This is a genomic window from Micromonospora matsumotoense (genome assembly GCF_900091525.1).
GTDB lineage: Bacteria > Actinomycetota > Actinomycetes > Mycobacteriales > Micromonosporaceae > Micromonospora > Micromonospora matsumotoensis.
The window spans coordinates 563,529-589,110 of record NZ_FMCU01000001.1 but is presented as its reverse complement, the minus strand read 5'-3'; the positions used below and the strand labels follow the sequence as shown (position 1 = coordinate 589,110).

At 73.5% G+C, this 25,582-nt stretch carries 20 protein-coding genes; 8 read left to right on the top strand and 12 right to left on the bottom strand.

Annotation, left to right across the window (positions count from 1 at the left end):
- Positions 1-60: 60 nt before the first annotated feature.
- The 6 genes from GA0070216_RS02525 to GA0070216_RS34330 form a co-directional block, all read right to left on the bottom strand.
- The gene (locus GA0070216_RS02525) at positions 61-2,970 is read right to left on the bottom strand and encodes a glycosyl hydrolase family 95 catalytic domain-containing protein (RefSeq protein ID WP_091238073.1); all 2,910 of its coding nucleotides are present in this window, start codon (positions 2,968-2,970) and stop codon (positions 61-63) included.
- A 549-nt stretch (positions 2,971-3,519) separates the two neighbouring features.
- A complete protein-coding gene (locus tag GA0070216_RS02520) occupies positions 3,520-4,125 on the bottom strand; it encodes a hypothetical protein (protein WP_141722996.1) in 606 nt (201 codons plus the stop codon).
- Positions 4,126-5,585: 1,460 nt separating this feature from the next.
- Entirely contained in the window at positions 5,586-6,074 is a 489-nt protein-coding gene (locus GA0070216_RS02510; RefSeq protein WP_245722254.1) for a roadblock/LC7 domain-containing protein, read from the bottom strand.
- Positions 6,071-6,442 (bottom strand): hypothetical protein, encoded by a 372-nt coding sequence (locus tag GA0070216_RS02505; RefSeq protein WP_091238899.1) that lies wholly within the window; start codon positions 6,440-6,442, stop codon positions 6,071-6,073. Before GA0070216_RS02505 ends, GA0070216_RS02510 begins: the two co-directional genes overlap by 4 nt.
- A gap of 331 nt (positions 6,443-6,773) precedes the next feature.
- Entirely contained in the window at positions 6,774-8,036 is a 1,263-nt protein-coding gene (locus tag GA0070216_RS02500; RefSeq protein ID WP_245722253.1) for a M48 family metalloprotease, read from the bottom strand.
- Between the two features lie 51 nt (positions 8,037-8,087).
- Entirely contained in the window at positions 8,088-9,572 is a 1,485-nt protein-coding gene (locus GA0070216_RS34330; protein ID WP_176738787.1) for a hypothetical protein, read from the bottom strand.
- Positions 9,573-9,645: 73 nt separating this feature from the next.
- On the opposite strand from GA0070216_RS34330, the gene GA0070216_RS02485 reads away from it, so the two are divergent.
- Together GA0070216_RS02485 and npdG are read left to right on the top strand one after the other, a co-directional pair.
- Positions 9,646-11,076, top strand: a complete 1,431-nt coding sequence (locus GA0070216_RS02485) for an RNB domain-containing ribonuclease (RefSeq protein WP_091238065.1) — start codon at positions 9,646-9,648, stop codon at positions 11,074-11,076.
- Between the two features lie 111 nt (positions 11,077-11,187).
- Complete coding sequence (gene npdG / locus GA0070216_RS02480) at positions 11,188-11,886, top strand: NADPH-dependent F420 reductase (RefSeq protein WP_091238062.1); 699 nt, start codon at positions 11,188-11,190, stop codon at positions 11,884-11,886.
- 9 nt (positions 11,887-11,895) lie between these two features.
- Here the strand turns inward: npdG and GA0070216_RS34325 are convergent, their stop codons facing one another.
- The 3 genes from GA0070216_RS34325 to GA0070216_RS02460 form a co-directional block, all read right to left on the bottom strand.
- Positions 11,896-12,399: a hypothetical protein gene (locus GA0070216_RS34325; protein ID WP_176738786.1), complete on the bottom strand. Its 504-nt coding sequence runs from the start codon at positions 12,397-12,399 to the stop codon at positions 11,896-11,898.
- 283 nt (positions 12,400-12,682) lie between these two features.
- Positions 12,683-13,528, bottom strand: coding sequence for a 3-methyl-2-oxobutanoate hydroxymethyltransferase (gene panB, locus GA0070216_RS02465; protein WP_091237886.1), 846 nt, complete (start codon positions 13,526-13,528; stop codon positions 12,683-12,685).
- Positions 13,529-13,733: 205 nt separating this feature from the next.
- Entirely contained in the window at positions 13,734-15,494 is a 1,761-nt protein-coding gene (locus tag GA0070216_RS02460) for an NAD+ synthase (RefSeq protein ID WP_091237883.1), read from the bottom strand.
- A gap of 247 nt (positions 15,495-15,741) precedes the next feature.
- On the opposite strand from GA0070216_RS02460, the gene glnA reads away from it, so the two are divergent.
- The 4 genes from glnA (at position 15,742) to GA0070216_RS02440 (ending at position 19,128) form a co-directional block, all read left to right on the top strand.
- Positions 15,742-17,091 carry a type I glutamate--ammonia ligase gene (gene glnA, locus GA0070216_RS02455; protein WP_067306034.1) on the top strand — a complete coding sequence of 450 codons (1,350 nt, stop codon included), beginning with the start codon at positions 15,742-15,744 and terminating at the stop codon, positions 17,089-17,091.
- A 224-nt stretch (positions 17,092-17,315) separates the two neighbouring features.
- Entirely contained in the window at positions 17,316-17,741 is a 426-nt protein-coding gene (locus tag GA0070216_RS02450; RefSeq protein ID WP_091237879.1) for a DUF350 domain-containing protein, read from the top strand.
- A 117-nt stretch (positions 17,742-17,858) separates the two neighbouring features.
- Positions 17,859-18,551, top strand: coding sequence for a helix-turn-helix transcriptional regulator (locus tag GA0070216_RS02445; RefSeq protein ID WP_091237876.1), 693 nt, complete (start codon positions 17,859-17,861; stop codon positions 18,549-18,551).
- A gap of 202 nt (positions 18,552-18,753) precedes the next feature.
- On the top strand, positions 18,754-19,128 hold the full coding sequence (locus tag GA0070216_RS02440; protein ID WP_091237873.1) for a VOC family protein: 375 nt from the start codon (positions 18,754-18,756) through the stop codon (positions 19,126-19,128).
- Positions 19,129-19,230: 102 nt separating this feature from the next.
- On the opposite strand, the gene GA0070216_RS02435 is transcribed toward GA0070216_RS02440, so the two are convergent.
- Together GA0070216_RS02435 and GA0070216_RS02430 are read right to left on the bottom strand one after the other, a co-directional pair.
- Positions 19,231-19,722: a hypothetical protein gene (locus GA0070216_RS02435; protein WP_091237869.1), complete on the bottom strand. Its 492-nt coding sequence runs from the start codon at positions 19,720-19,722 to the stop codon at positions 19,231-19,233.
- A gap of 232 nt (positions 19,723-19,954) precedes the next feature.
- Entirely contained in the window at positions 19,955-20,830 is an 876-nt protein-coding gene (locus tag GA0070216_RS02430) for a S66 peptidase family protein (RefSeq protein ID WP_425413128.1), read from the bottom strand.
- Positions 20,831-21,039: 209 nt separating this feature from the next.
- Between GA0070216_RS02430 and GA0070216_RS02425 the strand changes: the two genes are divergently transcribed.
- Complete coding sequence (locus GA0070216_RS02425; RefSeq protein WP_091237865.1) at positions 21,040-21,804, top strand: type 1 glutamine amidotransferase; 765 nt, start codon at positions 21,040-21,042, stop codon at positions 21,802-21,804.
- Position 21,805: 1 nt separating this feature from the next.
- Entirely contained in the window at positions 21,806-24,919 is a 3,114-nt protein-coding gene (locus GA0070216_RS02420) for a bifunctional [glutamine synthetase] adenylyltransferase/[glutamine synthetase]-adenylyl-L-tyrosine phosphorylase (protein ID WP_091237862.1), read from the top strand.
- Positions 24,920-24,957: 38 nt separating this feature from the next.
- On the opposite strand, the gene GA0070216_RS36545 is transcribed toward GA0070216_RS02420, so the two are convergent.
- Entirely contained in the window at positions 24,958-25,578 is a 621-nt protein-coding gene (locus GA0070216_RS36545) for a class I SAM-dependent methyltransferase (RefSeq protein WP_425413127.1), read from the bottom strand.
- Positions 25,579-25,582: the final 4 nt, after the last annotated feature.

The window sequence follows — 25,582 nt, the reverse complement described above, 5'->3', positions numbered from 1 at the left end:
ACGTCGGTCATCGTTGGGTGGCGTTCGACGGGCTGACCCGGGATCTCGCGTCGGGACGGTCTACAGGGCGACGAGTTGCCACTCCTGGTTGGCGCCGGTGCCGGGAGACCATTGAATGACGCTTCCTCCGTCGGCCGTCGAGGCGCCGGACACGTCGGCACACCAGCCGTTACGCACGTTGACCAACCGGTGGTAGCCGCTGGTGCTGGCGGGCACGAGCTTCCACCACTGGTTGTCGCTGCTGGTGTCGGTCGACTGGGTCAACGCCGCGCCCTGCGCGGAGCCGCCGGCGCTGTGCAGCACTTTGCCGCTGCTGACGCTGCGCAGGCGGTAGGACCCGTCCGGGTTGGGTTCCAGGGTCCACTGTTGGTTGGTGGCACCGGTCCACGTCCACTGGATGATGCGCGCGCCGTCGGCGGTGGACCCGCCGTTGACGTCGAGCACCTTGCCGCTGTTCCGGTTGACCAGCCGGTACTTTCCGGCGGGAGCGTTCGCGGAGAGGCCCACGGTGATCTGGATCGTGGTGGCGGCGGGCAGCGCGACGACCCGGGCGTGGTTGCCGAGGGGGGAGGAGGCGACGGTGACCGCGGGGGAGGTGGTGACGGAGGCGATGCCCCGGCGGCAGATCAGGCTGATCTCCTGGGCGACCGCCGAGTTCAGGGTGACGGTGGCAGTACGGGCGCCGATGTCCCAGGTGAGCTTCTCGACCAGGATCCGGTTGCGGCCCCGGACCCCGGTGATGGTTCCCCGGGGGAGTTGGTCCGGTAGCGCGGGCAACAGCTCCAGGACGCCCGGTCGGGTGTAGAGCAGCGCCTCGGCGAGCACCGCGGGGATGGCGTTGGCGGCGTCGGCGTTGTAGATGTCCAGATTCGGGTTGTGGGCGGTCATCAGGGACCGGAACACCATGTTGCGGCCGAGGATCTTCAGCAGGTTGCCGTACACGCCGGAGCCGTCCTTGAGGCGGGCCCGGGCCAGGGCGCGGTGCAGGCTGCCGTGGGCCGAGAGGTTCTCGTCGCCGCGCAGGTCCAGCGCCCGGCGGGCGGTGCGGACGAGATCGGGCCGGTCCTCCGGGTTGATCTCGTGCAACGGCCAGGCGCCGTACAGGTGATGTACGTGCCGGTGGTGGTAGTTGTCGGTCAGGCCGGGCCAGGACCATTCGGCCAGCGCGCCGTCGCCGTTGACGGTGTAGCCGGGGAGCCTGGCCAGCAGCGCGGTCCAGCGTTGCACGCCCTGCCCGGCGCCCTGCTCGACGCCGAGCGTGTTGGCCGCGTCGATGGCGGCCGTCAACGCGTGCCGCCCGGCCATGATGTCGCCGGTGGCGTTGATCGCGAGGAGTTGGCCGGTGCTGGCCGGCCGGTTCTCCATGGAGAAGGACGGGACGAAGACCACCTTGCCGGCCGAGTCGGTCCGGGTGAGAAAGTCCTCGTAGAAGAGGGCCAGCTCGATCAGGGCGGGGCCGAGCTGGTCACGCAGGAAGGCCGCGTCCCCGGTGGTCTGGTAGTACTCCAGCAGCGGGTACAGCAGCCAGTCCGCGCCGCCCGTCCAGCAGTGCCCGGGGAAGCCGCCGTCGAAGTGCAGCATGTAGCCGTACTCGCCGTCGGTGCGGCTCGGGGCCAGGAAGCCGCGCGCGCCGTAGAGCCGGCGGGCGTTCTCCCGCCAATGGGCGAGCTGCCCGAGGACCAGGGTGCGGTACCCCTGCATCGCGTCACCGAGGTCGAGGATGTTCCCGCCCGCGACCTGGAGGTTGATGTTGGCGTCGGTGGTGAAGTCGTCGGCCCAGGCCCCGGTCCAGGTGCCGGTCCAGATCCCGGTCAGGCGCGGCGGCAGGATCCCACTGGAGCTGACGAAGAGATAGCGGCCCGAGTCGTACAGGCGCTCCAGCAGCGCGACGTCGATGACGGAGGTGTTCGCCTTCTGGCGGGCGATCAGCTGGCTGGTGGACAGCTGCCGGTCGGCGGCGGAGACGCCCAGATCGATGCCGGAACGGTCGTACATCGCCTGGTGTGGTGGGACGTGCCGGCCCAGCAGGACGGCGTAGTCGGCGGGCAGCGCGGCCAGCGCGGCCTGCAACGGCTGCCCGTTCCACCCACCGGCCGTCTCGTACCGGTCGAGTTTGGTCAGCAGTAGGATCCGGGTGGCCCGGGACACCACGAGAGCCGAACCGCTCACCGTGATCGCCGCCTGGCCGCCGCTGATCACGACCCGGGTGACCCCTTCGAACCCGTACGCGCCGCCGGACGGATACGTGCCGCGCACGTCCAGGTACCCGGAGCCGCCGGCCACCGTCGCGGAGACCGTGTAGCCCACGTTGCCCGGCACGCCCTCCAACCCGGTGTTGACGCGCAGGGTCGCGTCCAGCGTCTGCCCGGCCGCCGGCAGCAGCTCGTGGACGACGACCCGGTCGGCGCGCGAGGCGAAGACGCGGCGCAGCCAGGTGCCCGACCCGTCGGTCCAGCTGTGGCTGACCTCGCCGGTGCGGAAGTCGGTGATCCGGGCATAGTTGTTGACCGTCGTCATCGCCGGCGTGCTGATCTGCAACTCGTGGCCGGGGTGGTAGGTCTGCGTCCACCGCAGCGCCCAGCCGTTGACGAAGGTGGCCGTCGCCCCGCTGTAGTTTCCGGACATGGCCTGGTCCCGGGCCCGGGAGAGCTGCCCGGAGTTCACCGGCGGCAGCACGCCCCGGGAGCCGTTCGGCAACACGAACCGGTGATGGTTGAAGATCACCTTCTCCAGCGTCGGCGTTCCGTGGAGCACCGCGCCGTACTCGCCGTTGCCGGTCAGGAAGCCATCGGTCCACGCGGTCGCCGCCGCCGTGTCGTAGATGCCCCGCTCGGGGAGCGTGACCTGCGCCGGGACGGCCGCGGCCGCCCATCCGGGCGTCAACCCGTCGGCCAACGCGACAGCACCGGCCGACAGCGCCGTGGTCGCGAGCAGCTGCCTGCGCCGGATGGGACGTTCGGAGAGGCTCACGGGCCGAACTCACTGTCTCTCACGAACGCGACCTCCCGTGGTGTCCCTGCGTCGCCGGCACGGCGCACCTGGCGCGCCAGCGAATCGATTCGCGGCCATCCTAAAGATGGCCGTTGATAAGTGTCAATGTAAGAGGGGTCGGTGCGGGGTGGGGTCGTACCCCTTCAGCAGCGCGGTCTGGCCGCTCGGCCGCTGGCCACCGCCGCGGCGCGCGCCCAGTCGCCTCCACCGCTTCCACTCCTGCGGCGGCTGCGCCGCAGGAAGCTCCTGTTCGTGGTGGCGATCGGCGTCGATTGCCACAGATCCTGGTGGCACGGCTACCGGTCGCGTCCGCCGGCTGGGCCTTGCCGGGGCTGTTTCCTGGCCTGCCGAGGGGCGGTGGCCGGCGGGCCGGGTGGCGTCCGGTGCGGGATGTCCGAGAGGAGGGCTGTGGTCTGGGTGGCGTTAAGTCCGGCTCACCCGCTTCAGGCGCAGCCGGCTGGCGGTCCGGGGTGGTGCGGCGTGGGTCGCTCTGCTGACCTACGCCGCACCACCCCCATCCCGATCAGGTCAGACGGTGCACCCGCGCCCCCCGTCAGCCGTGAGGCTGGCCAGGGAACAGACCTTCGACAACGGGTAGTGCGGCCCCATGACGGTCGCGGCGGTCTCCGCCGTGCTGTCCACCGGCACGTTCTGGGTGGCGTGCGGGAAACCGGCGACCGGCAGCAGGTTGCGCAGCAGCACCATGTGCGGGGCCACCGGGTAGGAGACGGAGAACGGCAGGAAGGTGGCGTCGTCCACCGCCTCGATCGCCGTCCGCTGCTGCTCCCGGCCGAGCACGTAGGTGTAGTAGCCGTGCCGGTCGAGGCGGGTGTCGTCGTCGTAGCGGCAGCCGAGGCTCGCCGGCGCATCGGTGAACCGGTTGATCACGACGGGCTTGACCTGGCCGCCGAGGTTGGTGCACATCGAGAAGTAGCGCAGGTCGGTGTGCCGGCGCGGCCAGACGCCCGGATGGTTGCCGGAGACCGTGCGGGGCGCCCGGCCCCGGATCACCACGACCTGGTCCGCCGCCGGTGGGGTGACCCAGGTGCCGAGATAAGCGTTGTCCGGGTTCGGCGCGAGGTTCTCCACCTCGGACGTCCGGGTGAAGAGCTTCTGCCCGGTCTCCTCCGGCAACCCCGGTCCACCCGGTCCACCCGGTCCACCCGGTCCACCAGGCCCGCCGGGCCCACCAGGCCCGCCGGGCCCACCAGGCCCGCCGGGTCCGCCGGGTCCACCCGGTCCGCCGGGTCCACCCGGTCCGCCGGGTCCACCCGGTCCACCCGGTCCACCGGGCCCGCCGGGCCCACCCGTCCCGCCGGGCCCACCAGGCCCGCCGGGTCCGCCGGGTCCACCCGGTCCGCCGGGTCCACCCGGTCCGCCGGGTCCACCCGGTCCACCCGGTCCGCCGGGTCCGCCGGGCCCAGGTCCACCCGGATGCCCAGGCCCACCAGGTCCGCCCGGTCCACCGGGCCCAGGTCCGCCGGGATGTCCAGGGCCCCCTGGATGCCCGGGCCCGCCCGGCCCGCCAGGGTGATGTCCGGGCCCGCCCGGCCCGCCAGGGTGATGTCCGGGTACGCCGGGTCCGCCCCCGGGATGCCCAGGCCCGCCAGGCCCGCCGGGCCCGCCCGCGGCGGACCTTTCCGTGTCCGCCACTGCTGCTGCGGTGGTGGGGGTGGTGGTGCTTCCCGAGGTGCAGGGCGGCAGGGTCTGCGGCACCCCGTCGAGGGTGAGGGTGATGGTGGGCAGGACCACCATCGCATCACCACCGGCCGGCAGATAGACCCGGAAGATCACCGATGCCTTCGCGCCGGGCAGGGCGTCCTCCCGGGCCAGGGGCATTCGGTTGGTCTGTCCGAAGGTCACCTCGGGGCTGATGGTGAGGGTGAACCGGCCGCCCGGTGACGCACTGGACTGCCACGGATTCAGGCTGCCCGTGTCCGGCGTGATCAGGTAATCGGGCATGCTGGAGCTGACGCCATTACGCGTAAAGTAGGTGGGCTTGTCGTCGTACACGTTGAAAGACGCGTATCTGGCGTCGGGAAAGACCCCGGAGATGGTGATTTCCAGGCCCGGCGTCACCGGATAGACGGTCGACCAGTAGGTGGCGGCGGTGTCCGGCCAGTAGGCGTTCAGGCTTGTCGCCCCGTACTTCGACGACCAGGCGCAGGTCGGCATGGTGACGGCGGCGGCGGCGGAACGTTCCGCCTCGGCAGGGGTGGCTACCAGGGGAATGGTCAGTGCGAGCAGCCCGGACAGTAACAGAAATGGTCGACGCGTACCCCGCGTCGTTGGTGTGAGTACGGAGAGTGGCATCCGTAGACTTGATCAGAAATATATGTCGACACAGTTACTTTCGCGGTCAACTATCGTTGCTGTGTCGCGCGTTCCGACCATCTGCGATGACTATTTCCCAGCAGTGGCGACTATTTCGGAAAAGCCAGATCCGGGGTATCTGGTCGGGTGGTGCGGTGGAGTGTGGACAGAGGCCGGGATTCGCCCGTTAAAGAGCCTCTCCGACCTGGGTGGGCCGGCGCGGCCGGGTGGTCCGGGCCGGGCGGGGGACGGCGTGATCCGCCGCCGCCCCGCCGTCCGGATCAGGCCTCCGTCGGTACGCGGGTCAGCAGCGCCGCGAGGCGGCCGGCCACTCCCGGGGCGTGCAGGTGCAGCCGGGCGACGTTGACGGCGTCCGTGCCGACCACGGCGAGCAGAGCCTGGTCGCTGACCGCGTAGACGCTCAGGTAACCGCTCTGGTTGCGTACCGTGGACTGCTGGAAGTCCCCCTGGTCGAGCCGCATGCCGACCTGCCGGCCGAGGCCGAAGGTGGTCGCGGCGAGCGCGGCCAGGTCGTTCGGGTCCACCTCGGTCTGCAGGTTGTGGGTGATGAGCAGGCCGTCGACGCCGCCCAGCACGCAGCCGTGCACCCCGGGGATCTGGTGCCGCAGTTCCGCCAGCTCGCGACCGATCGCCGGGTACGGCAACGAGCGGTCCCCGGCGAGCGACGGCGGGAGCAGCCGGGTGGCCGGCAGCCTGCTGGTGCGCGGGGAGCGGCGGGGCAGGGTCTTCTCGGTCTTGTCTGCGCTCACAGTTCCAGGCTCTCCTCGATGGTGCGCAGCTGGTGTCGGGCCATGGCCAGGTTGGCCCGGCTCTTGCTCACCATCAGATAAAGGAACAGGCCCTTGCCGGTGCGGCCGGTCAGCGGCCGGATCAGATGGTACTGACCGCCGAGTGTGATCAGGATGTCCTCGATCTCGTCCTCGATCTTGAGCATTTCCAGGGTGCGCATCTTGGCGCGGACGACATCGGTGTTGCCGGCGGCGGCGACGGTCAGATCGATCTCGCCGGTGCCGCCGGCCACGCCGAGGGTCATTCCGCTGTTGTAGTCGACGAGTGCCACCCCGATCGCTCCATCGATGCTCATCGCGTTCTTCAGGGCGACGTCCAGGCTAGCCACGGTGGTGTTCTCCCGGTTCGACAGGGCGGCGCCGTTGACATCGTCGTCGTCCCCGCTCGGTTGACGGGCGGTGGCAGCGCCGCAAGAGGTCTGACGACACTCGCACACACCTCGACCCGGTCGCACTCGGGGCTGCCGCATCGGGACTGTCCGGCCGGCCCGGGCCGGCCGGACAGTCCCGTCAGGAGGACCACGCCGAAGGATGGTTCATCCCGGGGCGAGCTGCCAACAGATACCTGCTCCGGATGGAAGGGGCGGAAGTCCCTGATCCGCTGGTTGCCGTGTCCCGCGTTCGGGCCGGGAGTCGACCCCGAGCGCCGTGGACGAGGGCTCAGCCGGACCAGGCGACGATCCGGGCCGCCCGGTCGAAGTGCCGGCCCAACTCCGCGTCGAGGCGCGCCATCCGGCTCTCGTCCAGCGTCACCGTCGGCTCGTGCGGGGCGCGGGCGGTGAGCATCCGGTGGCGCAGTCCGGCCGGCGGGTGCGAGGCGAAGAGCGACGTGTGTTCCCGGACCGACAACTGGCGGACCAGCGGCATTCGCCCGGCCGCCGCCGCCCGGGCCCGCGCCACCTCGGACCGCCACTGTCGTGGTCCCTGCCCGCCCCGGGACGCCTGCCGCACCACCAGGGTGACCGAGTCCCCGCTGAGCAGGACGTCGAGCAGGTCGCGCGCGCCGGTGCTGCCCGCCGCCCGGGCGGCCAACTCGTCGGCCAGGTACTCGGCCCGCTGGCTGTCCCGCAACGCCGTCCAGACCAGCAGCAGGTGAACGCCGAAGAGCAGCCGGGACAGCATCCACGAGACCGCCCGGCCCAACGCCTCGCCGACCATCTCCAGCAACCCGCCGGGCCGGCCGGTGGGAGACGGCCGGAACAGGTCGGCGGCATTGCCGAGCATCGTCAGCGCGGGCTGGGTGACCAGCAGCCGGCGGACGTCGCCGTTGACGAAGTGCGCCAACTCGTGGCCGATCAACGCGACCCGCTGCGCCCCGTCGAGGGCGCCCCACAGTGGCAGTCCGAGACAGAGCACCCGCTGCCGCCGCAACCCCACCGAGGTCGAGTACGCATTGAAGCTGCCGTCCACCCCGATCACCTGCGGCACGGGCGCGCCGACCGCTGCCGCCACCTCCGCGACCAGCGCGTGCAACTCCGGAGTCCGTCGAGGGTCGAGCACCTCCAGGTCGGCATCGAGCCGGCCGAAACGAGGTCGCAGCGACACCGCCAGCCCGACCAGCGCCACCCCGAAGACCACCGCGACATTCGGGAACGGGTACGCGAAGAGCAGCCAGCAGCCGAGCCCGGCCAGCGCCAGCACCCCGACCACCAGCAGTAGCGCGGCGGTCGCCGTCACCATCCCGGCCAGCCCCGGTCCGGCCGGCTCCAACGGACGGCCGACGAGGATGGCGTACTGCCGACGGTTCAGCCGGGTCGCGATCCGGTGGGTGCGCCGATCGACCCACGCCCAGCCGAACTCGGGCGCCCGACGCCCCGGATCGTAGCCGTCCAGGTTCCACTCGCAGTCCGCACACCAGGGCATCGCCGCCCGTATCGACACCGTCGCCGTGCCGCAGCGCGGACAGGTCCCCGTCGTGATCACGACGCTCGATTCTGCCGGTGCCCCCGGGAGTCGTACCACCAGCTTTTCGGCTCACCCGATCCCGCGCGGAGCCGGCGGCCCCGGGGCGTGCCCGTGCCGTGTCTGCCCCCGAACCGGGTCTCCGGCGCGGCGTCGCCGGGCCGGTTTCGGGTGCTCCCCGGGCAGGTCGGGGCCGATTTCGCGGTTTCGCCTCCGGGGGGTCCGAGCACGTCTACTGTGGATGTGGTCGCGACCAATTGCGGCGATCCGGTGGCGGTCGGGCTGCGCCCGGTGCACAGTGATCTCATGAACGACAGCGGAAGTGGTGGGCACTACTACTGGTGCACCCGACACCACCGGGTCGAGACCGATGCCGACGTGTGCCCTGCCAAGCACGTTCTCGGACCGTATCCCTCGGCTGCCGACGCGGAGAACGCCCTGCAGAAGGTGCAGGAGCGTAACGAGGCGTGGGAGGCCGAAGATGCCCGCTGGGCCGGGGAGGGCAACTGAACGGCGCGGGACGGCCCGCGTCGAGGACTCCGTGCCTCCGTGAGGAGGCACGCGGGAGCATGTCCCCAAGGAGGGAACCGAGATGGCCGAAGCAACAAAGGCCACCACCCGCCCGGCCGCGACGAAGACCGCCGCGGCGGCGCGGACCGCAGGCGCGACCCGGAGCACTGCGGCCCGCCGCTCCACCACCACCACGGCTGCGGCCCGCAAGACGTCGGCCGGCCGGGCGACGGCGAACGCGGCGGGCGCCGGCTCGGGCCGGACCCCGGCCGCCGGCACGGCCACGGCCAGGAAGGCGGCGGCCGGCATGACCGGTACGGCGAAGAAGGCCCCGGCCGCCAGGAGCACCGCCAAGACGGCTCCCGCATCGAAGTCGACGGCGAAGAAGGCCCCGGCGGCCAGGAGCACCGCGTCGAAGTCGACCGCGCGGAAGGCCCCGGCCAAGAAGGCCGCCAGCAGGACCACCGCCGCCGCCCGGAAGACCGTCGGGGCAGTGAAGAAGACCACGGCGACCGCCCGGACCACGGCGGCGAAGAAGACCACCGCGGCGAAGCGGACGACCGCGGCAGCGGCGAAGAAGACCACCGCGACCGCCCGGACCACCGCCAGGAAGACCACCGCGGCGAAGAAGACCACGCCCGCGAAGAAGACAGCCGCCACGAAGACCACGGCCGCGAAGAAGACCACGCCCGCGAAGACCACGGCCGCCCGTAGGACGACGGCCGCGAAGACGACGACGGCTGCGAAGAGCACGGCGGCCCGCAAGAGCACGGCGGCGAAGACGCCGATGCCCGCCAAGAAGGCCGCCGCAGCCAAGAAGGCGCCAGCCAGGAAGTCGACCGCGAAGACGGCACCCGCGTCGAAGTCGACCGCGAAGAAGGCCCCGGCCCGGAAGGCGAGCGCGACGGCCACCCGCACGGCGGCGGCGAAGGCGACCGCCACGAAGACGCCCGCCACGAAGGTCACCGCCCGTAAGGCCCCCGGCCGTACGGCGGCGGCGCGCGCCACCGCGCCGGCCAGCGCCCGCTCCCGCGCCCGGAAGGCCACCGGCTGACCGTACGACAGACCGTCGCCCGCCTGCCGGAGAGCGGATCGCGCGGCACGCTGCCAGGATTGACCCGTGGTCATCCGACGTGTGCTCGCGCCCCGCATCGACTTCGGCGCGCTGCGCCGCGAGCTGGGACTGCCCGACAGCTTCCCGGCCGCAGCGCAGCGCGAGGCGGACGAGGCGGCCGACGCCCCGCCGCCCGCCGTGGCCGACCGTACCAACATCCCGTTCGTCACGGTCGACCCGGCCGCCTCCCGCGACCTGGACCAGGCGATGCACCTCAGCGCCCGCCCCGGCGGCTACCGGGTGCGGTACGCCATCGCCGACGTCGCCGCCCACGTGCGCCCCGGCGGGCCGTTGGAGGAGGAGACCTGGCGGCGCGGGCAGACCGTCTACCTGCCCGACGGCAACGTGCCGTTGCACCCGCACGCCCTCAGCGAGGGGGCGGCCAGCCTGCTGCCCGACGTCGACCGGGCAGCGGTGCTCTGGACCATCGACCTCGACACCGACGGGGCCACCGTCGCCGTCGGGCTGGAGCGCGCCCTGGTCCGCAGCCGCGCCAAACTGGACTATTCGGGCGTGCAGGTGGCCGCCGACGCCGGTCGGCTCCCCGAACCGATCGCCCTGCTGCCCGAGATCGGCGCCCTGCTCACCGCCCGCGGCCTGCGCCGGGGCGCGGTCAACCTGCCGTTGCCCGAGCAGGACGTCGAGCCCGACGGGGACGGGTGGCGGCTGGTGCTGCGCGGCCCCGGCCCGATGGAGGACCACAACGCCCAGATCTCCCTGCTCACCGGGATGGCGGCGGCGGACATCATGCTCGCCGGTCGGATCGGGCTGCTGCGCACCATGCCGGCACCGAAGCCGGAGGCGGTGGCCCGGCTGCGCGCGGCGGCAGCCCCGCTGGGCGTGCACTGGCCGGACGGGGTACGGGTGGGGGAGGTGCTGGCCGGGTTGGACGCCTCGCAGCCCCGGGCCGCCGCCTTCGTCGACCAGGCGGCCGAACTGATGCGCGGTGCGGCGTACACGGCGTTCGACGGCGAGCTGCCCGAACAACCGGAGCACGGCGGGGTCGCCGCCGCGTACGCCCATGTCACCGCCCCGCTACGGCGGCTGGCCGACCGGTACGCCACGGAGGTCTGCCTGGCCCTGCACGAGGGCCGTGAGGTGCCGGAGTGGGCCCGCACCGCGCTGCCCCGGCTGCCGGAGGTGATGGCCTCGACCGACCGGACGGCCGGCACCGCCACCCGGGGTGCGATCGAGCTGGCCGAGGCGGTGCTGCTGGAGCACCGGGTGGGGGAGACGTTCTCCGCGGCGGTGCTGGACGTGGATGCGCCCCCGAACAGTCAGTCGAAGCCCGGTCGGGTCCCCGGCGGGACGGTGGCGTTGGACGATCCGCCGGTGCGGGCCCGCTGCACCGGGGAGCTGCCCCTGGGCGAGCGGGTCACCGTACGCCTGGTCACCGCCGACCCGGTCGGCCGCAAGATCCTCTTCGAGCGCGCCTGAATCCCGCCCCCACGCTCGGCGGCCAGCGTGAGCGCCGTGCGCGGCCAGCGTGAGTGCCGTGCGCGGCGGGTGTGACCGTGTCGTGCGCGGGCGGTTTGCGAGGATGGCGGTATGGCATACGACGCGAGCACCCTTCCCGACGTGTCCGGGCTGACCGTCGGCATCATCGGCGGCACCGGCGACCAGGGGCGGGGGCTGGCCTACCGGTTCGCCCGGGCCGGCCAGCAGGTGCTGATCGGGTCCCGTTCCGCCGAGCGGGCCGCCGAGGCGGCGGCGGAGGTCGCCGCGTCGCCCCGGATGCCGGCGGGGGTCGACGTGACCGGCGCCGGCAACGACGAGGTGGCCCGTCGCAGTGACGTGGTGGTGATCGCGGTGCCGTGGGACGGGCACGCGGCCACCGTCGCCGCACTGGCCGGGCCACTGGCTGGCAAGATCGTCATCGACTGCGTCAATCCGCTCGGCTTCGACAAGCAGGGCCCGTACGCCCTGCCGGTCGCCGAGGGCAGCGCCGCGCAGCAGGCGGCGGCCCTGCTGCCCGACTCCCGGGTCTGCGCGGCATTCCACCACGTCAGCGCGCCGCTGCTGGCCGACCCGGAGATCGACCGGATCGACCTCGACGTGCTGATCTGCACCGAGGAGCGGGAACTGGTCGACATCGTCGGCGCGCTGGCCGCCCGGATTCCCGGCATGCGCGGGATCTATGCCGGGCGGCTGCGCAACGCCCACCAGATCGAGGCCTTCACCGCCAACCTGATCGCCATCAACAAGCGCTACAAGGCGCACGCCGGCATCCGGGTCACCGACCTCTGACCGGGCGGGTCAGAAGTTGATGTCGACGCCGGCCTTCTTGCAGGCGGCGTTCGCCATCGCGCTGGTCTTCTGGAACTCGGGGCCACTGGCCGCGGCATCCATGTCCGGGGCGGTCGCCACCCTGCCGGCGGCGGCACCGAACGCGCCCAGCGCGGTGACCGCCTCGCTGGCGGGGCTGTCGGCGGTGGCCTTGGCCAGTCCCGTCGCCATCTCGGTGTAGGCCTTCTTGATCGCCGGGTTCGGGTCACCACCCGACATCGCGGCCTTCATGACGTCGGTCTTCGTCGTCGTGGCGATCTTCTTCGCCGCCGTGCAGAGCTTCTTGTCGGCCGCCGGGTCGGCGGCCGCGGCCGGGCCGGTGGTGGCGGGGCCGGTGGTGGCCGGGGAGTCCGCCGCGGAGGCGGACGGCGCAGCGCTGGCGGAGGTCGGCGGCGCGGCCGTCGGCACCGGCTCCGCTTTGCTGCACGCCGCGAGGGCCAGCACGGAGACACAGGTCAGGACGACAGTTGACAAGCGAGCATGATCCACGAGCGGAACCCTAGCGGCTTTCGACGACCCACGATGACCCGTTTCCCCGGGGCGGGGCATCGCCGCCGGGCGGCCGCGCCGGGAGGGTCGCCCGGCGGCCGGCCGACAGCGGCCGGGACCGGCAGACCGGGCCGCCGTGCGGGCCGGACGGATACGCCGTTGTGCGGGCCGGACGGAGGGGACGGCAGCAGCGGCTACCCGGCGGGCCGGGCAGCGGCGCGTTCCGGGAAGGTGGGACGGCGGGCATGGCCCACCGCCCCACCCGGTCTCAGAACGTGTGCTCGGCGGCGGGGAACTCCCCGCCGCGTACCTCGTCGGCGAACTGGCGGGTCGCCCCGGTCAGCGCCCCGGCCAGGTCGGCGTAACGCTTGACGAACCGGGGCGCCTTTCCGGTGCGCAGCCCGGCCATGTCCTGCCAGACCAGCACCTGGGCGTCGGTGTCCGGGCCGGCGCCGATGCCGACGGTGGGGATGGTCAGTTCGGCGGTGACCCGCTTGGCGACCTCGCCCGGCACCATCTCCAGCACCACCGCGAACGCGCCCGCCCCGGCCACCGCCCGCGCGTCGGCGAGCACCTCGTCGGCGGTGTCGCCGCGCCCCTGCACCCGGTAGCCGCCCAGGGTGTGCTCGCTCTGCGGGGTGAACCCGATGTGCGCCATCACCGGGATGCCCGCCCCGGTGATCGCCGCGATCTGGTCGGCGCAGCGCCGGCCACCCTCCAGCTTCACCGCGTGGCAGCCGCCCTCCTTCATGAACCGCACCGCCGTGCGCAGCGCCTGCGTCGGCCCCTCCTCGTACGAGCCGAACGGCAGGTCACCGACGACCAGCGTGTGCCGGGTCGCCCGGACCACGGCGCGGACCAACGGCAACAGTTCGTCGACGGTCACCGGCAGGGTGGTCTCGTAACCGAACACGTTGTTCGCCGCCGAGTCGCCGACCAGCAGCGCCGGGATCCCCGCCTGGTCGAAGATCGAGGCGGTGTACTGGTCGTACGAGGTGAGCATCGCCCACCGGTCGCCGCGCTCCTTGGCGGCGATCAGGTCACGGGTACGGACCCGGCGGGTGGCCGGCCCGCCGTACAGGGCGGTCACCTCGGTCGGGGTGGACTCCACCATGGCTGTCTCCTTTCCTCGAGGCCGCTGTCGCGGTCCCCGGGTTCCGTCGCGATCGTCGCACCACACGACCTGTCGACGGCAGGCGACAGTGCAGGATTTCACTCCGTCGGGGCGACACCCGACCGGCCGGCGGCCGACCCGGGCGACGCCCCGACGGGTCGGGTGGTCAGCCGGCGACCGGGCGACGCTCCGTCGGGCCGGGTGGTCAGCCGTCCTCGCGCCACCGGTTGGTGATCGGCAGGCGGCGGTCCCGGCCGAACGCCTTCATCGAGATCTTCGTGCCGGGCGCGGACTGCCGGCGCTTGTACTCGGCGGTGTCCACCAGCCGCAGCACCCGGTCCACCACCGCCGGGTCGTGGCCGGACTCCACCAGACCGGCCCGGCCCAGGTCGCCGTCGACGTAGCCGATCAGGATCGGGTCCAGCACGTCGTAGTCGGGCAGGCTGTCGCTGTCGAGCTGGCCGGGGCTCAGCTCGGCCGACGGGGGCTTGCCGATGGAGTTCTCGGGGATCGGCGGGGTCTCGCCCCGGCGGGCCGCGTCGGCGTTGCGCCACTTCGCCAACCGCCAGATCAGCGTCTTCCAGACGTCCTTGACCGGGTTGAAACCGCCGACCGAGTCGCCGTACAGGGTCGAGTAGCCGACCGCCAGTTCGCTCTTGTTGCCGGTGGTGAGGACCAGGTGCCCCTCCTGGTTGGACAGTGCCATCAGGATCACCCCGCGCACCCGGGCCTGGAGGTTCTCCACCGCCACCCCGGACAGCGAGAGGTTCGCCAGGAAGGTGTCCACCATCGGCTGGATCGGCTCGACCCGGTAGTCCAGACCGGTCCGCTTGGCCAGGTCCTCCGCGTCGGCCCGGGAGTGCTCCGAGGAGTGCTGGCTGGGCAGCGAGACGCCGACCACCCGCCGGGGCCCGAGCGCGTCGACGGCCAGCGCGGCCACCACCGCCGAGTCGATCCCGCCGGACAGGCCCAACACCACCGAGGGGAAGCGGTTCTTGTTGACGTAGTCGCGCAGGCCCAGCACCAGCGCCTGCCACACCTCGGCCTCGTCGGCGACCGGCGCCAGCAGGCCACCGTGGGCCGCCGGCCCGGTCGGGGCCGGCGGGACCACCTCGACGGTACGACGTACCACCCGCATCCCGTCGGCGAGGTCCTCGGTGTCGGCGGCGTGCGGGCCCGCCCCGGCCAACTCCACGTCGTGTACGAGCAGGTGCTCGACGAACTGCGGCGCCCGGGTGAGCAGGTCCCCGTCGGGGGTGACGATCATCGAGTCGCCCTCGAAGACCAGCTCGTCCTGGCCGCCGACCATGTTGACGTACGCGATCGGGGCACCGGCCTCGGCGGCCCGGCGGCCCACCAGCGGCAGCCGGACGTCGTCCTTGTTCAGCTCGTACGGCGAGCCGTTGATGTTGACCACCAGGCCGACGCCGGCCTGCCGGGCGACCGCGAACGGGCCGCCGGCCTGCCACAGGTCCTCACAGATGGTCAGCGCCACGTCCACCCCGCCGATGCGCACCACGGTCAGGGTGTCCCCGGGCACGAAGTAGCGGTCCTCGTCGAAGACGCCGTAGTTGGGCAGGTGGTGCTTGAAGTAGCGGGCCGCCACCTCGCCCCGGTGCAGCAGCGCGGCGGCGTTGCGGGCCCCCCGGCCCGGCTGGGCGTCCCCGCTGACCTGGGGCGGGCCGTCGGCGTCCAGGTAGCCGACCACGACCGGCAGGTCACCGAGGCCGTCGGCGGCCAGGTCGGCGGCGAGCTGCCGCACCGCGGCCTGTGAGGCGGCGACGAAGGAACGGCGGAAGACCAGGTCCTCGACCGGGTAGCCGGTGAGCGTCATCTCCGGGAAGGCGACGAGCTGGGCGCCGGCGGCGGCGGCCCGACGGGTCCAGGCCCGGATCAGCTCGGCGTTGCCGACGGTGTCGCCGACGGTCGGGTTGACCTGGCACAGGGCCAGACGCAGGGTGGGCATGCCCTCATCTTGCCCCAGCGGCAGTCGGTCGATCCGGCGGCTCCGACGAGACGCCGGCCACCCTTTCGCGACGCCCGGCCGGCCCGGTGCTGGTGGCGGGGCCGCCCGTCGATCCGTCGGTCGGGACACCGCAGGACGAGCGGCAGCAGGTCGCGTAACGTCTGCTTAACCAGGCCGGGGAAGACTGGGCGGTCAGGACGGATCGGCCGCCCGGTGCCGGACGTACGTCGCGCGAGGGGTTGGGGAAGTGGACCGTCAGCAGGAGTTCGTCCTCCGTACGCTGGAAGAGCGGGACATCCGGTTCGTCCGGCTGTGGTTCACCGACGTGCTGGGCACGCTCAAGAGCGTCTCAGTCGCTCCGGCGGAGCTGGAGGCGGCCTTCGAGGAGGGCATCGGGTTCGACGGCTCGGCCATCGAGGGCTTCGCCCGGGTCTTCGAGTCCGACATGGTCGCCATGCCGGACCCGACCACCTTCCAGGTGTTCCCGTTCGAGGGTGGGGTCAGCGGCGAGAGCGCCCGGATGTTCTGCGACATCCTGCTGCCCGACGGCGGCCCGTCCTGGGCCGACCCACGGCACGTGCTGCGCCGGATGCTGTCCAAGGCGGCCGAGAAGGGCTTCACCTTCTACACCCACCCGGAGATCGAGTTCTTCCTGCTGGAGAACGGCCCGCAGGACGGCTCGGTGCCCACCGCCGTGGACAGCGGCGGCTACTTCGAGCACACCACGCACGCGGTGGCGCGGGACTTCCGCCGGCAGGCCGTGCTGGCGCTGGAACGGATCGGCATCTCGGTGGAGTTCAGCCACCACGAGGTCGCCCCCGGCCAGCAGGAGATCGACCTGCGGTACGCCGACGCGCTGACCACCGCCGACAACATCATGACCTTCCGGCACGTGGTCAAGGAGGTGGCGCTCTCCACCGGCGTGCAGGCCAGCTTCATGCCGAAGCCCTTCACCGACCAGCCGGGCAGCGGCATGCACACCCACCTGTCGCTGTTCGAGGGGGAGCGCAACGCGTTCCACGACTCCGGTGACCCGATGAAGCTGTCGAAGGTGGCGAAGTCGTTCATCGCCGGCCTGCTGATGCACGCCCGGGAATACACCGCGGTCACCAACCAGTGGGTCAACTCGTACAAGCGGCTGTTCCCGCAGGCGTTGCCGGACCGGATCACCGAGAGCCCGGCGTACGTCTGCTGGGGGCACCTGAACCGGTCCGCGCTGGTCCGCGTCCCCGCGTACGGCAAGCCGAACTCGGCCCGGGTGGAGGTCCGTTCGCTGGACTCGGCGACCAACCCCTACCTGGCGTTCGCCGTCATGCTCGGCGCGGGCCTCAAGGGCATCGAGGAGGGCTACGAGCTGCCGCCCGGCGCGGAGGACGACGTCTGGTCGCTGACCAGCGCCGAGCGCCGCGCGATGGGCTACGAGGCGCTGCCGGAGAACCTGTCCGAGGCGATCGACGTGATGGCCGGCTCCGAGCTGGTCGCCGAGGTGCTCGGCGAGCACGTCTTCGACTTCTTCCTGCGCAACAAGCGGGCCGAGTGGGAGCAGTACCGCCGCGAGGTCACCCCGTACGAGCGGCAGCGTTACCTGTCGTTGTAACCGGCTGCCGTCGAGGACCCGGGGCCCGTGCGGCCCCGGGTCCTCGACGTCCCCGGTCCGGCGGGGCTCCGGGTGTTCGACGGTCCCGGGTCTGCCGACGGTCCGGGTGTTCGATGATCCGGGTGTTCGACGGTCCGGGGGGTGTCGAGGGTGGCGCGGTGCCGCTATCGTCTCGATCACCGTGCCGGCACCCGCGCCGGGCGCAGGAGGTCGGGAGGCCGTCGGTGCTGGAGGATCTGCTCACCGGAGCATGGCAGAGCGTCGTGTTCGGTGTCGTCGGGGTGGCGCTGATGGCGGCCGGCTTCGTGCTGGTCGACGTGCTCACCCCGGGCAAGCTGCGCGAGCTGATCTGGGTGCAGCGCAACGGCAACGCCGGGCTGCTGCTGGCCGCCAACCAGCTGGGTGTCGCCGGCATCGTCTTCACCGCGATCGTGACCAGCTATGACGACTTCGCCAAGGGGCTCGCCTCGACGGTGCTCTTCGGGCTGATCGGGCTGGCCGTCATGGCGTTGGCCTTCGGGGTCCTGGACCTGCTGACCCCGGGTCGACTCGGTGAGGTCATCTGCTCGGACGAGCCGCACCCGGCGGCCCGGGTCAGCGCCGCCACCCACTTCGGCGCGGCCCTGATCGTCTGCGCCTGCATCGCCTGACCAGGCTCGCGGTCCCACCCGTGCTTCTCGGCTGACCGGGCTCGCCTCCGACGGGCCCGCCCCGGGGGGTCGACGGTGCCGGGTCGGTGCGTCGTACCCCCGTCGTAGCGTGCGGGGGTGAACCGGACCGCTCGTCTCTATGCCCTGGTGGAAGAGTTGCGGGCGGTGTCGCCCCGGCCGCGCAGCGCCCGCTGGCTGGCCGCCCGGTTCGAGGTGAGCACCCGCACCGTCGAACGGGACATCGTCGCCCTCCAGGGTGCGGGTGTGCCGATCTGGGCCGAGCCCGGCCGCACCGGCGGTTACGTGGTCGACCGTTCGCACACCCTGCCGCCGGTCAACCTGACCGCCGCGGAGGCGGTGGCGATGGCGGTGGCCCTGCACCGGCTCGCCGGCACCCCGTTCGCCGCGGCGGGCGGCACCGCGCTGCGCAAACTGCTCGCGGTGCTGCCGGCCGCCGACGCCGCCGACGCCCGCCTGCTCGCTGGCCGGGTGCTGCTGATCGGCACCGGGCCGGCCACGTCCCTCCCGGCTGTCGTCGCCGACGCGGTCTCCGCCCGTCGGGTGCTCCGCCTGGGGTACGCCGACCGCTGCGGCGTGGCCTCGTCACGCGAGGTCGAGCCGTTGGGCTACCTGGGCAACAGCCGGCACTGGTACCTGCTCGCCTGGTGCCGGCTCCGTAACGGGCCGCGCTGCTTCCGTACCGACCGGATCTGCGACGTCGAGGTGTTGCCGGAGCGGGTGACCCGGGAGCTCTCCCCGGCCGACCTGGACGTCCCACCCGAGCGGGTGCACCGACTGGCCCTGGTGTGAGCGGCCGACCGGTCAGTCCCGGGGCGGAGGCGGGCTGACCGCCAGGAGTGACCCGTCGACGGGGTGCCCGGCCTGGCGTCCGGTGCCGACGACCCGCAGGCTTTTTCCGTAAACACCGACAGGACGCTGTCGCGGACGCCGGGGAGGCTGGCTGCCGAGCCCACCGGCCGCCCGGCCGGCAGGGGAACAGGAGGCGACGCACGTGACCAGCACACCCATCACCTGGTTCGAGATCGGCACCGACCGGCCGGACGAGGTGCAAGGCTTCTACGCGGAGTTGTTCGGCTGGGCCTTCACCGAGGAGGGCGCGGCCGGGGGCGGTTCCTACCGGACGACCGGCGCGGGGCAGCCGGCCGGCATCGGCGGAGGCATCCGGGCCATCGCCGAGGGCGCACCCGGCTACGCGATCCTCTACGCCGAGGTGTCCGACGTGGCGCAGACGTGCCGGCGGGCCGAGGCGGCGGGTGGCACGGTGCTGTCGCCACCGAGGAGCACGCCGGTCGGGTTGACCCTCGCCCTGCTGCGTGACCCGTCGGGCAACCAGCTCGGCGTCTTCTCCCCGCCGGTCACCGCCTGAGGCGAGGGGCCGGAGGTGCGGTGTCCCAGTGCGTCGGACACCGCGCCTCCGGCCCGCCCGTGTTGATCTTCGGCCCGCCGGGTCGGGCGGGCCGAAGGTGGGTCACTTGCCGGGCGTACCCGCCGGACCGCCGTGGCGTCCGGGGCCACCCGGACCCGGGCCCGGGAACACCCCGGCCTCGACGGCCTTGGTGATCGCGTCGGCCTGCTCCTGGGTGAGCTTGCCGTCCTTGACCGCCTGGGTCAGCCGCTCCGCCAGCTTCTCCTGCCGGTCCTCGGCCGACGGGCGCTCCGGCCGGTCGCCCTTGTCCGGGCCCTTGCCCGGGCCCTTGTGCTGCGCGCGCACCTTCTCCAGGGCGGCGGTCACCTTGTCGGTGTCCACGCCCAGCTCCGTGGCCAGCGCCTCGGCGAACTCATGCTGCTGATCGGCGCGCTGCTGCCGGTCGGTGCCCGGCTCAGCCGCGCTGCTGGCGCTCGGCGTCGGGGTGGCCCCGTGCTGGGCGAAGGCCACCGTGGGAGCGGCGATCCCCACCCCGAGCACCCCGGCGGCGGCGAAGCCGACCAGCAGGTGCTTCTTCGACATCGTGCGGGACATCAGTCCTCCAGTACGTCGGTGGTGATGCGTTGACGTCACCCACAGTGACCACCGAACCTGAAAGCCTCCCGTCCCGACCCTGTCCCCCAGCTGACAATCCCACCCACCCGCCCCCCGTGATCAAGAGGTTTCGGTCAGGAACGCGCTTACCGGCCCCGCAAACCTCTTGATCACCGAGGCGGGGCGGGGCGGGGCGGGCGGTGGGGGGAGGCCGGGCGGTGGGGGAGGGGGGTTACTGGACGGCGGGGGTGGTGGTGAGGGTGCCGGCCTCGGTGTCGAGGGTGGCGTGGGTGCCTACGGGGACGGTGAGTTGGCCGGGGCCGTGGCCGATCGGGAGGCCGCCGAGGACCGGGACGCCGAGGTCGCCCAGGCGGTCGGTGAGGACGTCCACGACGGTGGTGTCCCAGCCGTCGACGCAGTCGGTGAACTGGCCCACCGCCACCCCGGCCAGGCCGTTCAGCGCCCCGGCGCGACGCAGGTGGGTGAGCATCCGGTCGACCTTGTACGGGGGTTCCTGCACCTCCTCGACGAGCAGCACCACCCCGCTCAGGTCCGGCATGTCCGGGGTGCCGAGGGTGGCGGTGATCAGGCAGAGGTTCCCGCCGAGCAGTCGACCGACCGCCCGACCGGGGACCCGGACCGGATACGTCGTCTCCCCGGGCACCGCCGCGACGGTCACCGGCGCGGTGGTCATCAGCGCCGCGTGCAGCGACTCCGCCGAGCGCAGCGGGGTCCGCTCGTCGACCCAGGCCGCCCCGGGACCGTGCACACCGGCAAGCCGGGCGCCCCGCCAGAGCGCGAACTGCAGGGCGGTGATGTCGGAGAACCCGGCCACCACCTTCGGGTCCCGCCGGACGGCGGCCATGTCGATCAGGTCGACCACCCGTTGCGCGCCGTAACCACCCCGGGTGCAGATCACCCCGCGTACCTGCGGGTCGGCGAAGGCGGCGTTCAGGTCGGCGGCGCGCAACGCGTCGTCACCGGCGAGGTAACCCCGTCGGGCGTACGCGTGGGGCGCCACCACCGGCCGCAGCCCCCAGCCGGTCAGCAGTTCGATGCCGCGCGCCACCCGCTCCGGGCGGGTCGGCCCGGACGGCGAGACCAGCATCACCGTGTCGCCCTCGCACAGCACGGGCGGGCGCAGGACGGACGGGTCGTCGACGATCACAGCGGCCGAGCATAGCCGCCCCGCCGCGCGGGCCGAGGCGATCCGGGGCAGCGCCGACGTCGGGGCGGCACGGCCTCGGGGCAGCGCCACCGTCGGGTCGACACGAGGCGTTACGGGTGGCGGTCGACCTACCCGCTAGCCTCGACGGCGTGGGAACCGCACTGGTGATCGAGAACGACCCGACCGACGACCCCCGACGGCTGGGGGAGTGGCTGGCGGAGGGGGGCCTGGAGCTGCGGGTGCTGCGCCCGCACGCCGGCGACGACCTCCCCGACGACCTGGCCGGCTACGTGGCGCTGGTGGTGCTCGGCGGCGACCAGCGGGCGCACCCGGCACCGGACGGCACCCCCGGGGCTCCCTGGTACCCCAAGCTGGAGGGCCTGCTGCGCAAGGCCGTCCGACACCGGGTGCCGACCCTCGGCGTCTGCCTCGGCGCGCAGTTGCTGGCCACCGCGCACGCCGGCCTGGTCGAGCGCAGCCCGTCCGGCCCCGAGGTGGGCCCGGGGGTGGTCGGCCGGCGCGACGCCGCCGAGAGCGACCTGTTGTTCCGCTACGTGCCGCTGATCCCGGACGTGCTCCAGTGGCACTCCGACGAGATCACCGAGCTGCCCCGGGCCGCCACCCTGCTGGCCGCCTCGACCCGCTACCCGCACCAGGCGTTCCGGCTCGGCGACCGGGCCTGGGGTCTCCAGTTCCACATCGAGTGCGACACCGCGATGATCGCCGACTGGGCCCGGGACTCCGCACTGCTCGCCGAACTGGGCTACGACGAGGAGCTGGTGGTGGCCGCCTGCGACCGGGTGATGGCCGACGTCGAGGAGGTGTGGCAGCCGTTCGCCGTCCGGTTCGCCGCCCTCGCCCTCGGCGAGCTGGACGACGACACCCGCCGCAGCCTGCCCCTGCTCGGCCACTGAGATGAGCAGACCGACCAGGGGACGGCTGGCCCGCTACGGCTTCGCCGAGGGTGACGGCGGGGTCCGCGCCGCCGACCTGCTCGGCGCGGACGGGCTCGGGCTGTGGCAGGCCGACGAGCAGGAGCCCACCGACCGGGCGGCGGCCGACCTGCTGGCCGCGCTCTCCCGGGCTGCCGACCCGGATCTGGCGCTGCGCCAACTGCACCGGATGGTGGAGACCGAGCGCCGGGCCGCGCGCACCGGCGGGACCCGGGCCGGCACCTCGACGTCGGGCGGCCCGGGTCCCGGCGACCCGACGTCGGCGGTGCCGGCGTCCGACGGCGTGGGCGCGGTCGCGCCGGCCGGTGGGTCGGCGGTGCTGACCGCGCTCGCCGCCGACCCCGGTCTGCGTCGTCGGCTGGTCGCCGTGCTCGGCGCCTCCGCCGCCCTGGGTGATCACCTGGTCGCCAACCCCGGGCAGTGGACGGTGCTCGACACCGCCCCGGACGGGCTGGCCCCCACCGCCGACGGGCGGCTCGACCTGGTCCTCGCCGCCCGGCTGACCACCGCCACCGCGCCGGTGGCGGTGCTGCGGCAGGCGTACCGGCTGGCGTTGCTGCGGATCGCGGCGGCCGACCTGACCGGTGGGCGGGGCCTGGAGCAGGTGATGGCGGCGCTCTCCGCGCTGGCCGACGCCACCCTCGCGGCGGCGTACGAGATCGCGGTGGCCGAGCTGCCGGCGGGGACCACCCGGCCCCGGCTGGCCGTGGTGGCGATGGGCAAGTGCGGTGGCGACGAGCTGAACTACGTCTCCGACGTCGACGTGATCTTCGTGGCCGCGACCGACGAGGACCTGCCCGCCGCGACCACCGTCGCCGCCCGGCTGATCCACATCTGCGGGCTGGTCGCCTGGCCGGTGGACGCCGCGCTGCGCCCGGAGGGCAACCGGGGGCCGCTGGTGCGTACCCTGGCCAGCCACCTCGCCTACTACCAGCGGTGGGCCCGCACCTGGGAGTTCCAGGCGCTGCTCAAGGCCCGCCCGGCCGCCGGTGACCTGGCGCTGGCCGGGGAGTGGGTCGACGCCCTCGCGCCGCTGGTCTGGCGGGCGTCCGAGCGACCCGAGGCGGTCTCCGACGTGCGTGCCATGCGCCGCCGGATCATCGACAACATCCCGCCGAAGGAGCTGGACCGCGAGATCAAACGGGGTCCCGGCGGGCTGCGGGACATCGAGTTCGCCGTCCAACTGCTGCAACTGGTGCACGGCCGGGGCGACGAGTCGCTGCGGGTGCGGGGCACCGTGCCGGCGCTGCGTGCGCTGGTGGCGGGCGGCTACGTCGGGCGGGCCGACGGCGAGGCGCTGCTGCGCGGGTACCGCTTCCTGCGCGGCGTCGAGCACCGGCTCCAGCTCCAGGCGCTGCGGCGTACCCACACCGTGCCGACCGAGCCGACCGCGCTGCGCTGGCTGGCCGCCGCGCTCGGCTACGCCGCCATCCCGGGCCGCAGCGCCGTGGAGAGCTTCCGCGCCGACTGGGTCGCCCACGCCACCGAGGTACGCCGGCTGCACGCCAAACTGCTCTACCGGCCGCTGCTGGAGTCGGTGGCCCGGGTGCCCGCCGACGGGTTGCGACTCACCCCGGAGGCGGCCCGGCACCGGCTGGAGATCCTCGGTTTCGCCGATCCGGCCGGGGCGCTGCGTCACCTCCAGGCCCTCACCGGCGGGGTGAGCCGGACCGCCGCCATCCAGCGGACCCTGCTGCCGGTGCTGCTCAGCGAGTTCGCCGACGCGCCCGAACCGGACCGGGGGCTGCTCAACTACCGGCAGGTCTCCGACTCTCTCGGGAGCACCCCGTGGTATCTGCGGCTGCTGCGCGACTCCGGCCCGGTGGCCCGCCGGCTGGCCCGGGTGCTGTCGTCGTCCCGCTACGCGGCCGACCTGCTGGCCCGGGAGCCGGAGGCGCTGCGGCTGCTGGCCGAGGAGACCGAGTTGACGCCCCGCCCCCGGGAGGTGCTCTGCGACGGGTTCGCCGCCGCGGCGGCCCGGCACGCCGACCCGGTCGAGGCGACCCGGGCGGTACGCGCGCTGCGCCGCCGGGAACTCGTCCGGATCGCCTGCGCCGACGTGCTCAGCCGGGCCGGCGGGCTGGCCCCGCGCCCCGAACGCGGCGTGCCGGCCGGTCCCCTGGCCGACGTCACCCGGGTCGGCACCGGGCTGTCCTACGTCACCGACGCCACCCTGTCCGCCGCGCTGCGCGCCGTCCGGGCCGCCCAACCGGAACTGCCCGGCCTGCGGTTCGCGGTGATCGGCCTCGGCCGGCTCGGCGGGTACGAGTCCAACTACCTCTCCGACGCCGACGTGCTCTTCGTCTACGACCCGCCGACCGGGTCGGCGGAGAGCACGGCCAGCGCCACCGCGCACGCGATCGCCGAGGAGCTGCGCCGGCTGCTCGCCGCCCCGGCCCCCGACCCGGCGCTCGGCGTCGACGCCGACCTGCGCCCGGAGGGTCGGCAGGGCCCGCTGGTGCGCAGCCTCGCCGCGTATGCCCAGTATTACGCCCGTTGGTCGCGGGTCTGGGAGGCGCAGGCGCTGCTGCGGGCCCGGTTCGTCTGCGGCGACGCCGACCTGGGCACCGAGTTCGAGACCATGGTCGACCCGGTCCGCTACCCGGCCGACGGGTTGACCCGCGAGCAGGTCGTCGAGATCCGCCGGATCAAGGCCCGGGTGGAGAACGAACGGCTGCCCCGGGGCGCCGACCCCGCCACCCACACCAAGCTCGGCCGGGGCGGCCTGGCCGACGTCGAGTGGGCGGTGCAGCTGCTCCAGCTCCGCAACGCCGGTGCGCACCCGCAGCTGCGCGGCACGCGTACCCTCGATGCCCTTGCGGCGGCCCGGGACGCCAAGCTGGTCGACCCGGCGGACGCCGCCGCGATGGTCGCCGGGTGGACCCTCGCCGCGCAGGTCCGCAACGCGCTGATGCTGGTCCGGGGTCGCGCCGGCGACCAGCTCCCCCGGCACGGGGTGGAGTTGGCCGGCGTGGCGCGGCTGCTCGGCGCGGACGACCCGGGGGAGTTCCTGGACGACTACCTGCGCACCGCCCGGCGCTCCCGGGCCGCCATGCAGCGGGTCCTGGAGAGCTGAGCCCGCCGACGCAGGCGGGGTGTGCCCGGCCGGGCCGGTCAGCGGCGGCGGACCAGCACCAGGTGGTCGATCAGGGTGCCGTGCTCGCCGTTCGGGCCGGTAGCCTGCCGCTGCGGCGCGTCCAGCCGCTCGACGTGCCACCCGTCCGGGTCGAGATCGAGGTCGGCCAGGGTCTCCTGCGGGGTGGGGAACCGCACGTGGTGGTGCTCGGCGTTGCCCCACGGCGGTACCGCGCCGTGCTCGACCACCAGCAGCCGCCCACCGGGGGCGACCGCCCGGACCGCCGCCCGCAGCACCTCGGCCCGGGGAAAGTCCAGCGGCGACTGGAGGAACTGCGCCGAGACCAGGTCGAACACGCCGGCCGGGAAGGTCCGGGCCAGGTCGTGCCGCTGGAAGTCGACCAGGGCAGCCACCCCGGCGGCCGTCACCGCGGCGGCCGACCGCGCCAACGCGGTGGTGGAGACGTCGACCGCGGTCACCCGCCAACCCTGCCGGGCCAGCCACACCGCGTCGCCGCCCTCGCCGCAACCCAGGTCGAGGGCGGTGCCCGGCGGCAGCGCCCCGACCACGTCGACCAGGTGCGGATTGGGTCGCCCGCTCCAGCGCCGCTCCCGGCCCTGGTACAGCTCGTCCCAGTGTCGGGCGGTCTCCTCGTCCACGGCC